At 38.9% G+C, this 14,968-nt stretch carries 15 protein-coding genes; 8 read left to right on the top strand and 7 right to left on the bottom strand.

The window, feature by feature from the left end:
* The first annotated feature begins 107 nt into the window (after positions 1-107).
* The 3 genes from ACZ5XR_RS16635 to ACZ5XR_RS16625 all read left to right on the top strand — a co-directional run bounded on the left by ACZ5XR_RS16635 (position 108) and on the right by ACZ5XR_RS16625 (position 2,883).
* A complete protein-coding gene (locus tag ACZ5XR_RS16635; protein WP_464497424.1) occupies positions 108-560 on the top strand; it encodes a DUF2269 family protein in 453 nt (150 codons plus the stop codon).
* Positions 561-745: 185 nt separating this feature from the next.
* A complete protein-coding gene (locus tag ACZ5XR_RS16630) occupies positions 746-1,504 on the top strand; it encodes a hypothetical protein (protein WP_464497423.1) in 759 nt (252 codons plus the stop codon).
* Positions 1,505-1,983: 479 nt separating this feature from the next.
* Positions 1,984-2,883, top strand: a complete 900-nt coding sequence (locus ACZ5XR_RS16625) for a TIGR01777 family oxidoreductase (RefSeq protein ID WP_464497422.1) — start codon at positions 1,984-1,986, stop codon at positions 2,881-2,883.
* A gap of 54 nt (positions 2,884-2,937) precedes the next feature.
* Here the strand turns inward: ACZ5XR_RS16625 and ACZ5XR_RS16620 are convergent, their stop codons facing one another.
* From ACZ5XR_RS16620 to cysT, 4 genes are read right to left on the bottom strand one after another with little or no spacing between them, the layout of a single operon-like run.
* Positions 2,938-4,008, bottom strand: a complete 1,071-nt coding sequence (locus ACZ5XR_RS16620) for a sulfate ABC transporter substrate-binding protein (RefSeq protein WP_464497420.1) — start codon at positions 4,006-4,008, stop codon at positions 2,938-2,940.
* Positions 4,009-4,033: 25 nt separating this feature from the next.
* Positions 4,034-5,110, bottom strand: a complete 1,077-nt coding sequence (locus ACZ5XR_RS16615; protein ID WP_464497419.1) for a sulfate/molybdate ABC transporter ATP-binding protein — start codon at positions 5,108-5,110, stop codon at positions 4,034-4,036.
* Complete coding sequence (locus tag ACZ5XR_RS16610; protein ID WP_464497418.1) at positions 5,100-5,909, bottom strand: ABC transporter permease subunit; 810 nt, start codon at positions 5,907-5,909, stop codon at positions 5,100-5,102. Before ACZ5XR_RS16610 ends, ACZ5XR_RS16615 begins: the two co-directional genes overlap by 11 nt.
* A complete protein-coding gene (cysT, locus tag ACZ5XR_RS16605; RefSeq protein ID WP_464497417.1) occupies positions 5,906-6,712 on the bottom strand; it encodes a sulfate ABC transporter permease subunit CysT in 807 nt (268 codons plus the stop codon). The genes ACZ5XR_RS16610 and cysT overlap by 4 nt, the downstream gene beginning before the upstream one ends.
* 327 nt (positions 6,713-7,039) lie before the next feature.
* Here cysT and ACZ5XR_RS16600 point away from each other — a divergent pair, with 327 nt between their 5' ends.
* The 3 genes from ACZ5XR_RS16600 (at position 7,040) to ACZ5XR_RS16590 (ending at position 8,771) form a co-directional block, all read left to right on the top strand.
* Entirely contained in the window at positions 7,040-7,204 is a 165-nt protein-coding gene (locus ACZ5XR_RS16600; protein WP_464497415.1) for a DUF2292 domain-containing protein, read from the top strand.
* Positions 7,205-7,341: 137 nt separating this feature from the next.
* Positions 7,342-7,818, top strand: coding sequence for a hypothetical protein (locus ACZ5XR_RS16595; RefSeq protein ID WP_464497414.1), 477 nt, complete (start codon positions 7,342-7,344; stop codon positions 7,816-7,818).
* Between the two features lie 227 nt (positions 7,819-8,045).
* A complete protein-coding gene (locus tag ACZ5XR_RS16590; RefSeq protein ID WP_464497412.1) occupies positions 8,046-8,771 on the top strand; it encodes a TerC family protein in 726 nt (241 codons plus the stop codon).
* 84 nt (positions 8,772-8,855) lie between these two features.
* Here ACZ5XR_RS16590 and ACZ5XR_RS16585 read toward each other — a convergent pair whose 3' ends face one another.
* Entirely contained in the window at positions 8,856-9,683 is an 828-nt protein-coding gene (locus ACZ5XR_RS16585; RefSeq protein ID WP_464497411.1) for an HAD family hydrolase, read from the bottom strand.
* Between the two features lie 237 nt (positions 9,684-9,920).
* On the opposite strand from ACZ5XR_RS16585, the gene ACZ5XR_RS16580 reads away from it, so the two are divergent.
* Complete coding sequence (locus ACZ5XR_RS16580) at positions 9,921-10,745, top strand: formate/nitrite transporter family protein (protein ID WP_464497410.1); 825 nt, start codon at positions 9,921-9,923, stop codon at positions 10,743-10,745.
* 137 nt (positions 10,746-10,882) lie between these two features.
* Positions 10,883-12,124 carry an aminopeptidase P family protein gene (locus tag ACZ5XR_RS16575; RefSeq protein ID WP_464497409.1) on the top strand — a complete coding sequence of 414 codons (1,242 nt, stop codon included), beginning with the start codon at positions 10,883-10,885 and terminating at the stop codon, positions 12,122-12,124.
* A gap of 51 nt (positions 12,125-12,175) precedes the next feature.
* On the opposite strand, the gene ACZ5XR_RS16570 is transcribed toward ACZ5XR_RS16575, so the two are convergent.
* Complete coding sequence (locus tag ACZ5XR_RS16570; protein WP_464497407.1) at positions 12,176-13,525, bottom strand: TldD/PmbA family protein; 1,350 nt, start codon at positions 13,523-13,525, stop codon at positions 12,176-12,178.
* Between the two features lie 3 nt (positions 13,526-13,528).
* Entirely contained in the window at positions 13,529-14,917 is a 1,389-nt protein-coding gene (locus tag ACZ5XR_RS16565; protein WP_464497406.1) for a TldD/PmbA family protein, read from the bottom strand.
* Positions 14,918-14,968: the final 51 nt, after the last annotated feature.

The following is a 14,968-nucleotide window of genomic DNA, read 5'->3' as shown; positions in this document are numbered from 1 at the left end:
CACAATGAGCATCCGAGCGGATGTTTTTTTTTACGATTTTCATCTTATTTCATAACTTTTTACCTAGGAACATAGTAATGAAGTAGGGAATTTAAAGGGGGAATAAAATGAGCTTATATGGGTTATTTTTATTTATTCACGTAGTGGCAGCCGTTTGCGGATTGGGGGCTACTTTTGCATTACCGCCGCTCATGAATTTGCCGAAAACCGTCTCGCAAGCTAAATTTGCTTTTTCTGTAAACGAAAAGGTAGAAAAAATGGCGAAATTCGGAAGTATTGGATTATTAGTAACAGGGCTTATCATGGGCTGGGTCCATCCGGAACTTTTTAAACAAATTTGGTACATAACCGCCATTGTCCTCTATATTTTAGTTCAACCAATCGTAATTGCCTTTATGCCAAAAAAAATGAAGCGTCAGATAGAAATTTTGGAGACAGCAGAAGACGATGAGCTTCCGGAAGAGTATCTTACTATCTCCAAAGAATTGAAACTCTTTACTATCATCCTCAATATTATCGCTGTTGTCTTTCTTCTATTAATGACGATAAAGCCGTTTTAACCCAGCTATTAAAGCTGGTTTTTTTATGGAAAAATTATTAAGTGGGGACGTGGTTAAAACAATTTCAGCATCTTAAAAAACTTTACAGAGTTCATTAACTTTAACAGTTTGTTAATAAATTGGAAATAATTTACGGACATCCTATCATTTGTAATACCATATTTGATTTTCAAGGAGGACGTTACATGATGAAAAAGCTGCCCATTCCCTATCTTTTAGCCACTGCCTTATTTTGTATGAGTATCGGTTCATCGACCGTGTTTGCCGCAAGTGAACAGAAATCTGAACCTCAGTCTTCTTATGATCGAATGGGACATAAAGGGCATTTTGGGCATGATCCCGATTTAATTAAAAAGAAAGCTGAAAAGCTAGGTATACAAACTAAAGGAAAAAACATTAATACACTCATGAAAGAAATTAGGGAAGCCAGAATTAAAAAGAAAGCTGAAACATTGGGAATTGAAACAAATGGAAAGGATCTGAAAACAATCCGTGACGAGATCCGGACAACTGTTATACAAAAAAAGGCTAAGGAATTGGGAATACAGACAGGTAATAAAGATTTGAAAAGTTTAGCAGCCGAAATTCGCGAAACCATGATTAAAAAAGAGGCCAATGAATTGGGCATTTCTTCAAATGGGAAAAGCCTCCAAAATTTAGCTAAGGAAGTGTACGAAACACGAATCAAGAAACAAGCTCAAGAATTAGGGATACAAACTACTAATAAAAATATTCGTGAACTTGCAAAAGAAGTAAGAGAAAAAAGGGTTTTCGATGCAGCAAAGAAGTTAGGAGTGAACACGAAAGGGAAGTCGACGCACGAAATATTTAAAGAAATTATGACCAAGCATGCAGATAAGGTGAAGGAGCTAAATCTATTTCCTTATCAAAAGGATGAATTCCTGCGATTTGCTGGGCATCAAAAAAGATGGGATTCAAATTGAGATAAACATTTTTAGAATTCATTTAAAGGGCTCTTTTGTTGCAGTCATTTGCAATGAAAAAGCCCTTTTTTAATGAATTACCAAGCCCATTCAGTTTCAACCTGATATAAATCTATTTGCAAAAGGCTGTAAAAATCATGATTAATAAAGGTATAATAAGGCTTAGAAAATTGAATGGGGAATGTTGGAATGTTTCTTTTATTCCCAATAGTTTAAGGAGTGAATGAAGATCGTTAGTCCAATTTTTATTCGATCGCTCGTCTATGCAGGAATACTTTCTAACGTCCTTGCCATCATAGTGTGTTTGTTATTTAGAGAATTTGACTTTATACCTGGAAACTCCATGGATTTAAGTATTTGGATTGGGGCCAATATTTTTCACCGAAAATTTTTAGGAACATGGTAATTTCGTTTGGCATTAGAGCTTTATACATAGACTGAGGGGATTTGTACATTCTTTTTTTGATCGGAGGCGGAATATGAAAATCATCATTGCTGGCGGCTCAGGATTTATAGGACGGAAATTATCGGAAATTCTTCTTGAAAATGATCATGAAATCTTGATTTTAACAAGAAGGGAGCAACCTTCTGACGGCAAAATCAAGTATATTAAGTGGCTTGAAGAGGGCGCTACTCCTGAAAAAGAGCTTGAGAAGGCAGACGTGGTCATTAATCTGGCAGGTGTCTCCATTAATTCTGGACGTTGGTCGGCAGAACACCAGAAACAAATTTATGATAGCCGGATGAAAGCAACTGACGAGCTTGTGAGAATCATTGCAGCTTTACCTGAAAAGCCTTCCATTTTTATCAATGCAAGTGCAATTGGCATCTATCCTTCATCGCAACATGCTGTTTATACGGAAAATTCATCAGAGGTTGCCGGTGATTTTCTGGGTCGGACAGTTCATGATTGGGAAAGAAAGGCTGCCCAAGTGAAGGAATTTGGAATTCGTACTGTCTTTATGAGATTTGGTGTTGTGCTGGGCAAGGATGGTGGAGCACTGCCTCTTATGGTGCTACCATATAAATTATTTGCAGGAGGAACCATCGGTTCGGGGAAGCAATGGGTGTCTTGGGTACATGTAACAGATGTTGCTCGCTCAATACTATTCGTCATTCAAAACAATCATATTAGTGGACCCGTAAATGTTACGGCACCGGAACCATTGCGGATGGGGGAATTTGGCAACGTAATTGCTGCTGTTTTACATCGTCCACATTGGTTTCCAGTACCTGCTTGGATCATGAAACTCGTTCTTTGGAAAAAAAGCTCCCTTGTTCTTGAAGGACAGCATGTTGTCCCCGAAGTATTAATGAAAGAAAAATTTGAATACAACTTTCCGTCGCTCGAATCAGCTTTGAGAGATTTATTAAGTTAGGGGCCTGACCCCCGCTGCTTTAAAGTTGTAAAGCGGTGGGGGTCTGACCCCATATTAATTCCCTGCAACTACTTGATCCCAAATTCCGCCGTCCCCGTAGAGGTCGTTCCCTACTTTTTTCCAGCCTCCTAAATAGTTTGTGTCGAACAAGCCTTCTGGTTGTTTGAATTTGTTGTCAAAGTCTTTTGCAACGGTAGGATTGACTGGACGAAACCCGCTTTCAGCGAAAATCTTTTGTGCTTCTGGTGTCCAAAGGAAATTTAAAAATGCTTCTGCCACTTTTCGTGTACCGTGTTTATCGACATATTTGTCTATGATCGCAGCTGGATTTTCAATGGAGGTTGTGTATTTTGGGATAATTTCCGCATAATTTTTTCCTGAATTGATTCGGTCGATCAATTCATTTTCATAAGTAATGATGACATCACCAATCCCTTTATCAAATGTAGACATAGACTCCTCGCCACTTTTATCTAATGATTTAACGTTTTTATAGATTTTACTTAGTAATTCTTTTGCTTGAGCTGGATTTTGTTTCCCTGTTTTTTCTTCCGATATTTTCAGTCCTGCACCATAGATAGCATTGACATCCCATTTGGCACCACCGGATGTTTTCGGATTCGGAAATAATACTTGAACACCTGATCTGGTAAGATCTGACCAATCCTTAATCCCCTTTGGATTCCCTTCACGGACACCGAATACGGCTATCGATTTAGTAATGATCCCGTTATATGGTGCGCTTTTCCAATCATGTGTAATCAGACCAGCCTTTACAATTTTGTTGATATCGCCTTCAAGTGATAAAGCCGCAATATCTGCTTCAAAGCCATTTGTGATATTAAGTGCTTGCGATCCTGAGCCCTGATAAGATTCTTTGAATACCACTGTCTGCCCAGTCTTTTTCTTCCATTCCTTTTGAAACAAAGGAAAAATCGCCTCGAATTCATCCTTAATCGTGGAATACCCGCCAATTGTAAGTGTTATCGTACCATTATTTTTAGAAGTAGAATCTCCTGTATTTCCAGTGTTACTTGAAGTACTGGAAGCGGAGCAGCCAGAAAGAACGATTGATACAAGTAAAATAATCATTGCGAAATATGAAATGAACGGTTTCTTTTTCATAAGATCTCTCCCTTTTAATTAAATGTTATATATAAACAGGCATTGGATCGATTTTAGCCTGATTTTCCAACACAAGAGTTTCTAATGGTGTGAAAACAGAAAGCTGATGGATTAACAGGTTTACCCTATCACCGGGCTGGAAGACTTTCTGATTAATGGCTTGGTAGGCAAATAGTGTGGTATCATTAAAGATTTCAATTTCCGTGAACCAGGAATCACCCCGAAAGTGAACATGTTTGACTGTACCAATCTGTCCCGCACTTTTTAGATTGGAAGTATGTTCGGGGCGGACCTCAATCCATTCCGGACGAATTAGGACTTGAACATCAGATATTGGATCAAACTTTGATAGTTCTGGAAATCCGATAAGTGAAAGGGGCACCTGGAGTTTGTTTGACTCGCCGATAAAGGACGCAACGAATGCGGATGCCGGTTTGTTGTATATTTCCCAAGGTGTACCCTGCTGTTCAATCCTTCCTTTTTGAATAATAATAATCTCATCAGCCACCTCAATGGCTTCATCTTGATCATGTGTTACAAATACCGTGGTGATTCCAAAATCATTGATTAACTTGCGAAGCCATAAACGCAATTCTTTACGGATTTTTGCGTCTATTGCTGCAAACGGTTCATCCAGCAAAAGTAACTGTGGTTCTGGTGCAAGTGCACGGGCAAAGGCTACTCTTTGACGCTGTCCTCCTGATAGCTGGTGCGGATATTTGTTTTCTTTCCCTTCAAGCTCCATCAGCTTTAGAAGGGAAAAAACCCTTTCTTTTATTGCGGATCGTTTCAGTTTTTTGATTTTCAAGCCGTATGCAATATTATCAAAAACAGTCATGTGTTTAAACAATGCATAGTTCTGAAAGACAAATCCGATGCCACGTTCCTGAACAGATAACGTATTGGCGAGTTTGCCATTGAAAAAGATTTCTCCAGCATTGGGCTGCTCAAGGCCGGCAAGCATTCGTAAAATGGAGGTTTTACCTCCACCACTAGGTCCGAGAAGCCCGACCAGATGTCCTTTTTCAATTTTAAAGCTCGTATTATGAATGGCTTGAAATGATCCGAATTGTTTCTCTATATTTCTTACTTCAATGTGCATGAAATTGATCTCCCTTTCTTTTTTTCATCCATTCCAAAAGCAGAAGGACTATGATGGATAAGAGTCCGAGAAGCAGTGCAACACTATCAGCAGCGATCACATGGTTATCCACCGAATCCTGATAGACTAATGTGGTAGCTGTTTGTGTCTGATTGATAATGTTGCCGGACACGACAAGCACGGCGCCAAATTCCCCGACAGATCTTGCAATGGTGAGAACGAGTCCGTAATATACTGCCCAGCGTATCGATGGCCACGTTACTTGAAAAAACGTACGAAAGGGACCTGCGCCCAAGGTGGCTGACGCTTCTTCGGAAGAAATTCCAAGCTCAGTAAGAACAGGAACAATCTCACGAATCATTAACGGAAAGGTGACGAAAACCGTTGCCATTACCATGCCAGGAAGGGCAAAAATGATTTTCACTCCCGCGTGCTCAAAGAACATCCCTAAAAATGTGGTTGGACCAAACAGCAGGATGATCATTAAACCTGCAATAATGGGGGAAACCGAAAAAGGTAAATCGACAATTACATTGAGAATGGGACGAAGCCATTTGGAAATCCAGGAACCACGCACCATCTCCAGTGATAACAGAATTCCAATTATGGCGTTAAGAAAAACAACGATGCTTACAATAATAAGACTGATCAATAAAGCGTGAATGGTTTCCGTGCGGTATAAAGCTTCGAGAAAGGGACCACCCCCTTTTTGAAATGCTCCTATGGCAATACTGGAAAAAGGAAGGATGAGAATGATGGTAAATAATAATCCAGTAATGATAATGAAAAATCTTCTCATATTTGTGCCCCCCTCCATTTTAAAAATCCATTTACCAGTAACAAAACAATGAAAGAGATCGTAATTAATACAATTGAAACTGCGGCAGCGCCCTGGGTGTTATAGTTTTCTATCTCACCATAAATAAATACCGATGCGACTTGAGTTTTTCCAGGAAGGTTACCAGAAATGAGCGAGATGGCCCCGAATTCCGATAGCGCTCTGGAAAAAGCAAGCATGCTTCCTGCAACCATTCCAGGAAAAACGGGAGGAAGTAATATTTTGAAAAAAGTTAAAACATTTCCTGCACCAAGTGAATAGCTTGCTTGTTCTTCAAAAGGATCAAGCTGCTCAATCATCGGCTGGACTGTTCGAATAACAAATGGAAATGTAATAAAAATCATGCCGATTACAATGGCAGCTTGATTGTATAGCAGATGAAACCCAATGGATTCAAGCCATTTTCCAATTGGGCTTTGAGGCCCTAAGAGTGTCAGCAACATCAAACCGGAGACAGCGGTCGGCAATGAAAAGGGAAGATCGACCAAACTGTTTAACAAGCGGTTCCCTAAAAAACGGTAACGAACCAAAACGAAAGCGATAAATGTACCGATAACAGCTTGAATCAAAGTTGTTAAAATACTAAGTTTGAAGGTTAAAAGTATCGCTTTCCAAGCAATGACGCCTGAAATTTCTTTCCAAAAGGGCTCCCATCCTAAGGAAAAGCCCTTCACATAGACGGCAGATATAGGTAGAACGACAAGGATAAGTAGATAACTTAATAGGACAGATCGCCATGCTAGGCGAAAACTGGTTATTTTCATTTAGACACCCCTACCATTGTTTGAATTTTCTGATAAATTGATAAAAAATAAAGCACCTACCCATATTTCAAGGGTTAGGTGCTTTTGGTTGACCAATCAGCAATTTGTTTTATTAAAGTAAGCTAATGATATAACAACTATTCCGATGAGTCAAGTGGGAATTTAAAAATTATTTACGGAAATTTCCAAAAAATACATTGACATCTGTTTCATAAGATTTTATATTTTAACCTATAGTTAAAATCCAAGTAAACAGGTTGGTAAAGTGAGACAAATTCTTATCCATTTTTGACAATATTTTTAGAGATTGGGAGGGGAGAAGAATAAATGGCCGCTTTAGATCAAGAAAGAATAGATTATATTGTGGAAATGTTAAAGGCTATAGACTACGGTTCAGTAGTTATCACTATACATGATGGGAAAATTATTCAAGTCGATACCACAGAAAAAAATCGGTTTATCAATAATAATAATAGTAATAAAAAGACATAGGTTCGATATATAATGTCTTGCGCATTTCTACTTAAGAAGTGCGTTTTTTGTTTATGGATTGAATCAGTAGTTACTTACACTTTGTTTTTATACTGTTTATGTTAAAATAATGTGGACTAAACATTTGGAGGCTATCAATGCTAACTTTTGAAGAAAAACTAGCGATTATAAGTGAATTTCCAAAACTGGAACGAGTGAATGTTTCACTCGGACGGGTAAATTTCCAATTTAACGAAAGTAATTTTGATAAAAAAAATGTGGTTTATCATCTACATCCAAACGGAAATGGCTTTGTCTATGCCGGACGTATCACGAATTATCAGACCGATGACAAAGGATTGGTTAATATCCGGGACTTTTCTGCCGAGAAATTAAAACAATTAATTCAACTGTCGATTAATAGCTTAACTGAAATTGAAAAACCTGTTGAGGAAGCAGCAATAATTGGTGACCTAAAAGAAGAACGGTGGTTGAATGACCAGAATGAAACACTTTTGCTAATAAATGAAGACGAAACATGGAATATTTATTTCGGCCTAAATCTTGAAGAAACTTTCGCAACATATGAAGAAGCCGAAATATTTTTAGTGGAAGAAGGCTTTAAACGCGTTTAGTGGGCAAGTTTAGGGGGACAGTTCCCCGGGTCTATTAAAGCGGTAGAGCAGTGGGGGACAGTCCCCCAGTCCATTAAAGCGGTAAAGATAAGGCCCAACAAATATTTAGGACATATATTCAAGGACTCTTCATACATTTAATTAAGAAGAACCAAGGAAAAGCTCATGTGTAATGAGGACGAGCTTGGCTGCTTCTTGAACTTGTGGAAAGGGAGTCTAAAATCTGGATGGAGTTCCTGCATGAAATAATCCAAAATTATAGTACATTTTTTTCACTGGATGCTTTTGAAAAGGCCATTTTTAGCCCTGCTAGTTGGGGAGTTATTGGCACGCTCATTATTCTTGAAGGATTATTGTCTGCTGATAATGCTCTCGTTTTAGCCGTAATGGTGAAGCATCTTCCAAAGTATCAGCGGAAAAAAGCCCTGTTTTACGGTATTTTCGGGGCCTATTTTTTTCGGATTTTGGTGATTGGCTTGGGGGTTTCCCTCATCAATATTGCCTGGATCAAGATTGTCTGCGGTCACTATTTGCTATGGATTGTCTTTCAAAATATGATTCAGAGGAAAGAAGAAGAAGACGAGGTTCGCTCTAAAAAAATGAGCTTTTGGCGAACGGTGTTAACCGTCGAACTTATGGATATTTCTTTCAGCTTTGACAGTGTCATGGCCGCCTTTGGGGTTTCGAATCAAGAATGGGTCTTATTTCTTGGAGGAATATTAGGAATTTTAATGATGCGTGGAGTGGCCCATATCCTGCTGGCTTTGATTGAAAAAGTACCCGAATTCGAAACAACTGCATTTGTCTTAATTGCAATCATTGGAATAAAAATGATCGTATCCGCATTCGGCTTTCATATGGATGAAATGATCTTCTTTAGTGTCATCATTATGATCTTCTTAGGAACATTTCTTGTACATCTTTTTAGAAAATCAGGCAGTGAAACATATTAATAATTGGGGTCAGACCCCCGGCGCTTTAACGCAGTACCGTGCCGGGGGTCTGACCCCATTATGTGGCCCCATTACGTGTCCCCATCACCTTGAAGGAATTTCTTGTTTTCCACCAGTTAATTGTAAGAGGTGACGTAATGCATAGGCGACACCATCTTCTTCATTTGTCTTTGTAATGATGTCTGCTTTTTGTTGAACATAGTGGGGGGCATTTCCCATTGCGACAGATGTGCTAGCGACTTCAAATTGCCCGAGGTCGTTTCCGCCGTCTCCAAAGGCTATAATTTCATCGAAGGATATGTTCATCATTTGCTGGTAACGCAGAATGGCTTTTCCTTTATGAGCCTGGTTTGATGTAATTTCGACATTATTAGGAAATGATGAAGCCATATTAATGGGAAATTTATCTGATAAAGTTGATTTAATTTCTTCTATTTTTTCGAGTTGATCAAAATGAACCAAAGCAATAAGTTTATAGATTTTTAGATTTTCCAGTCCGAAAATTTCGTCATAATTATAGGATCGAAAATAATCATCAATCTCCTTTTTACTTTTATCACGCAATGAAGGCAATGTTGAAGGATAGCCGCCCTGGTTTGTGTAAACAAGAATGCCTACTCCTAAACTCTTCAAAATCGAAAATACTTCCTTATAGATTGAAAGCGGTATTGTCGCTTCATACATCATTTCACGCATTTCAGAATAGATAATTGAACCGTTTATACAAAAAATCGGAATCTCCAAATCTTGAACCGCTTTTAGATGAATCACATCTGCCAACGCCCGGCCTGTGTTTAAAATCAGGCAATGGCCCTGTTCCTGTAATTCCTTTAAGGCTTTCACATTTTCTTCCGATATCACATGTTCAGAGTTTAATAGCGTTCCATCTAAATCAATTGAGATACATTTCATCTTTGTACTCCCCTCTTTCAATTTCTTCATTAAAACTACTATAACAGAATGAACACCAAATGGGGTTTTACAAGCACTGGAATCATTTTTAGTCCTAACCAATTTTATCTTACAAATAGGTGAGATTAATATTTAGATGGAAAAATTAAAAAAACGTTCACAGCGGTTGTGATGTGGGATAGGTTAAAATAAAGTATGTTCAATATTTCACATAAAAAATCTAAAGGAGTCATTCTTATGTCGTTCAGCAAACCGGAAAAAATTATGGAAATTACAGTGGAAAATGGGGTCAAAAAAACGAAACTCGCTCCTTTTCAAACCCTTATTTTAGGCTTTGAAGCCGGAGCATTTATCGCTTTAGGCTATTTACTTTTTATCCGGGTAACAGCTCCCTTACCTGATTCTTTACAAGGATTAAGCAGTTTAATAGGTGCATCTGTTTTTCCAATCGGGTTAATTCTAACCTTATTGGCTGGGGGAGAACTGCTGACAGGGAATATGATGGCCGTTCCCATTGCGCGCATGGCTAATAAGGTGAGTATGAGGCAGGTTCTTTTAAATTGGTTTCTTGTTACGGTGAGCAATTTTATCGGGGCCGTTTTTGTAGCCTATTTTTTCGGACATTTAATCGGGATGACGGAAACAGCACCGTTTTTGAACAAAACCGTTAATATTGCACAGCATAAATTGGAGGCATCCTTTTTGCAGGCTTTCATTTCAGGAATTGGCTGTAACTGGCTGGTGGCAGCGGCTGTCTGGCTATCCTATGGTGCAAATGATATGGCTGGAAAAATAGTGGGGATTTGGTTTCCAACGATGACATTTGTGGCGATAGGCTTTCAACACGTAGTTGCGAATATGTTCGTCATTCCAGCTGCGATATTTGCAGGACATTTTACGTGGTGGGAATACTTGCAAAACTTTATCCCGGTCTTTTTAGGAAATGCGGTTGGAGGGTCTGTGTTCATCGCCATGGCGTACTTCCATGCCTATAAGAAAAAAGACCTGCAGCACAATGAACCAAAGGTGATCCATCAAATGGTTAAAAGCTCTGGAAGATAGGATTTTGGGGGCTACCTATATGAGGCAGCTTCTATTATTTATTTTATCACTTAAGGAAAATTATTTAGTATGAATTTTTACATAATATAGTATAGTTAAAGAGTGTTGTTCACTCCTATTTGAAAAGAGGTAATGAAATGCAGAAGGATTTTTATGAGAAAAACCGTCATCGTTTATATGAGAATTTTGAGGAGAATTCTCTGCTTGTCATGTTTGCTGGAAAAGCTCCACAAAAATCTGCTGATGAGGAATATCAGTTCGTTCCTAATCGTAACTTCTATTACTTAACAGGAATAGACGAACCTAATATTATCTTTCTTGTACATAAAACAAATAAAAAAGTAGAAGAGTATCTGTTTATTGAAAAATCAGACCCTGTCTTAGAAAAATGGGTGGGAAAGACTATTTCAAAAGAAGATGCTGCGGAAATATCCGGAATTAACAATATTCAATTCATCGAGCAATTCGATTCCTTCTTGACTCGGACTCTATTGACCAACTCAATTTCGAATCTGTATTTAGACCTTGAAAGAAGAGAATTAGGTCAGCAAACAACAAAAGCTCAACAATTTGCTAGTAAAATCCAAGCTAATTATCCATACCTGCAATTAAAAAATGTTTATCCATTTGTCTGCGAGTTACGCGTTTATAAAACGCCTGAGGAAGTTGAAGAAATTAAGAAGGCCATTGCGATTACTTATGATGGGATCAAAAACTTAATGAGCCATGCGAAACCGGGTATGAAAGAATATCAGCTGGAAGCCTATTTTGATTTTTCACTTAAGTCAGAAGGCGTAAAACATTATGCATTCCCGACAATCTGTGCAAGCGGCAAAAATGGGACAATCCTTCATTATGGAAAAAATGATGCCACAGTTGAAGATGGCAGCCTTGTCCTTCTTGATTTAGGTGCACAATATAACTATTATAATGCTGATATTAGCTATACATTTCCGGTAAATGGTAAATTCACTGAAAAACAAAAAACATTTTATAACATTGTATTAAAAGCTTTACAAGAAACGACAGAACTAATCAAACCAGGTGTGCCATTTGCCAAGCTAAATGAACATACCAAGAAAGTCCTTGCTGAAGAGTGCATGAAAGTTGGCTTGATAAAGGAAGAAACTGAAATTGTAAATTATTACTATCATGGTGTCAGTCATTTCCTTGGATTAGATACCCATGATGTCGGCGATTATAAGGATTTAATCCTAAAGCCGGGTATGGTGCTAACCGTAGAGCCAGGATTATATATCGAAGAAGAAGAAATCGGCATCCGGATCGAAGACGATGTCCTAGTAACCGAAGACGGACATGAAGTCCTATCAAAAAACATTATCCGCTCTGTAGAAGAAATTGAAGAATTTATGAAATAGGGGGACTGACCCCCACCGCAGTAATACATTAAAGCGGTGGGGGTCAGACCCCTATTCTACTGTTACCGATAAAGATTTCACTAAGACGGATGGGGAGCCGGCTTGCTGGCTAAAGATTGGAAATGTTAAGTCAGATCCGATTTCTACTGCATCTAATAATAGTTGATAGAAGTTACCGGCGATGGTCATGAGGTTTACTGGAAACTGAATCTGTCCGTCTTTTATATAGAATCCATTGGCTGCAAGGGAAAAGTCTCCGGATACTTTGTTGGCACCTGAATGCAAGCCTGATAGATTGGTAATGAAGATGCCTTCGTCAATAGAACTGAGTAATTTGTCAAAAGATACCGAAGAAGGTTCGATATAAAGATTGGATGGACCAACCTTGACGGCGCTTTTATAGGAATCCTTATGTGCATGTCCTGTTGTAACGGTTCCATCTTTTTTGGCCGTTTTCTGATTATGAAGCAAGGATTGTAAAATGCCTGATTCGACCAATGTCAATTTCTTTGAAGCAACCCCCTCACTATCAAAGGTCCTGCTGGCAAGGCCATCCTCTAGTAATGGGTCATCAACAATCGTGATCTTTTGACCCGCAATTTGCTCGCCAAGCTTATTCTTTAGAGAAGAGAGGCCAGCTTGTGTCATTTCAGCAGAAAAATTGGCTGCAAATGTACCTAAAAGACTTGCTGCCGCATCATTTCTCAACAGTACAGGATACTCTTTACTCTCTATATTCCGTTGTCCCAATTGCGAAAGGGCTTCTTCTGCTGCTTTTTTGGCAATTTCCTTAGCATTTAAGCGTTGGAAGTCTTTTGTTACTCTAAATTCAAAAGCAGTTTTCGTTTCTTCTCCATCTCTCACAATGGCTTCTACCATCACGATCAATTGATTCATTTGATCAGTTAAAGACAATCCTTTAGAATTTACTATATTTCTAGTGACCGATTCTGTCTGAATTCCGCAATAATCGGTTGCAGCAATTCGAGGATCCTGCGCGTATAATTCACGTTCAATTTCTTGAACCAGTTGTATTTTTTCGGGAATGGTCACTTCATTTAAGGCTTTCGAGTAGAAGTTTCCTTGTTCATAATGCCGGCTCCCAGCAAAAATTTCCTCAGTGTCATCCTCTTGAATGAAGCTTGCATTTTCCTTTGCATTATTTAACAAGAAGGGGATAGAGGCATCGTCGATTTTTTCCGTATAAGCGTAGCCCATTTTTCCATTGATGATTCCACGGAAGGAGACGCCGCTATCTTCAGCGATTTCATATTGATCAATTTCACCCTTGAAAATTTGACAGCCAAAAATTTCTTTCTTTTCAAAATACAATTCAACATCGGTAAAACCGCTGTGTTCAGCCTGTGAAAAAAGCTTTGTCTGGAATTCTTTTATCGTCATCGGTTATTCCCCCTTTGTCCCGCCGACTGTAATTTCGCTTACCCGGATCATCGGCTGCCCAACGTTTACAGGAATACTTCCACTCTGTGAACCACACATCCCTGCACCATGTCCCAAATTATTTCCTACCATATCGACAAGCTGTAACGTTTTTGGACCATTTCCGATCAAGGTTGCGCCTTTTAATGGTTTTCCTAGCTTTCCATTTTTTACTTCATACGCTTCCATGACAGCAAAATTATAATCACCGGTAGCAGGGTTGACCTGTCCGCCACCCATATATTTTGTATAAATACCGCTTTCGGTATTAGCAATGATTTCTTCAGGCGTTGATTTTCCTGGAGCGATATACGTATTGGTCATTCTCGAAGTTGGGGCAAAACGGAAGGATTGTCTTCTTCCTGAACCAGTAGATTCCATACCCATGCGCCGGGAATTAAACTTATCAATTAAATAGCCTTTTAAAATACCATTTTCAATCAGGACATTTTTTCTCGCCATTTCACCCTCATCATCAATATTGATAGAGCCCCATTCATTCTGGAGTGTTCCATCATCAATATATGTAACGATATCCGGAGCAACTCTTTCACCGAGACGATTCGCAAAAATAGAATTGTTTTTCGCAACAGCCGTGGCTTCTAATCCATGTCCACATGCTTCATGAAAAATAACACCGCCAAATTCATTGTCGATAATGACAGGGAATTTGCCGCTTGGACACGGACTTGCATCCAGCATTGTCACTGCAATTCGGGCGGCTTCGTTTGCATAGTAGTCCATATTTTGATTTTCGAAAAATTCAAAGCCTTGATGGGCACCCGGTCCATAGAAACCCGTTTCCATTTTGTTGTCTCGAACGGCAACAGCCTGAATGGCCAGTCTTGAACGAACTCGTTTATCTTCAATAAATTTGCCTTCTGAATTTGCAATCAGCACATTTTGTTCTTCATCCATATAGCGGACGGTTACTTGCGAAATGCTAGAGTGATAGCTTTTGGCAGAGTCAAAAACGTTTTTCATGATGGCGATTTTTCTTGATTTATCGACTTCTTGAGGCAGGAATTGAACAGGATGAATGGTGTCAAAGGATTCTTGAATGAATGGGGCAAGTTGGATACTCGAGTTTCCATGAATGGCTTGTGCGGCATTTTTTGCTGCCTTTATCAGACTTTCCTTTCGAAAATCAGTCGTATAGGCGTAAACACTTTGCAGACCATTAAACACACGAATGCCGATTCCAAAATCACGCCCAGAAAGAAAGGTTTCAATTTTGCTGCTTTGCAAGGTCAATTGATTAGTAAATCGATCCTCTACAAAAATTTCAGCAAAATCTCCGCCAGTAGACAAAGCTGCGGTTAGGACATCTTCTATTAAGGCTTTACTTAGCATACGTTCCTCCTTAATCCTCTTAATAATAGAAAGATTCTGACTTTTAAAGAT

The sequence above is a fragment of the Neobacillus sp. Fa239 genome, from assembly GCF_055395235.1.
The sequence above is the reverse complement of the archived record's forward strand: the minus strand, read 5'-3'. Positions and strand labels throughout refer to the sequence as shown.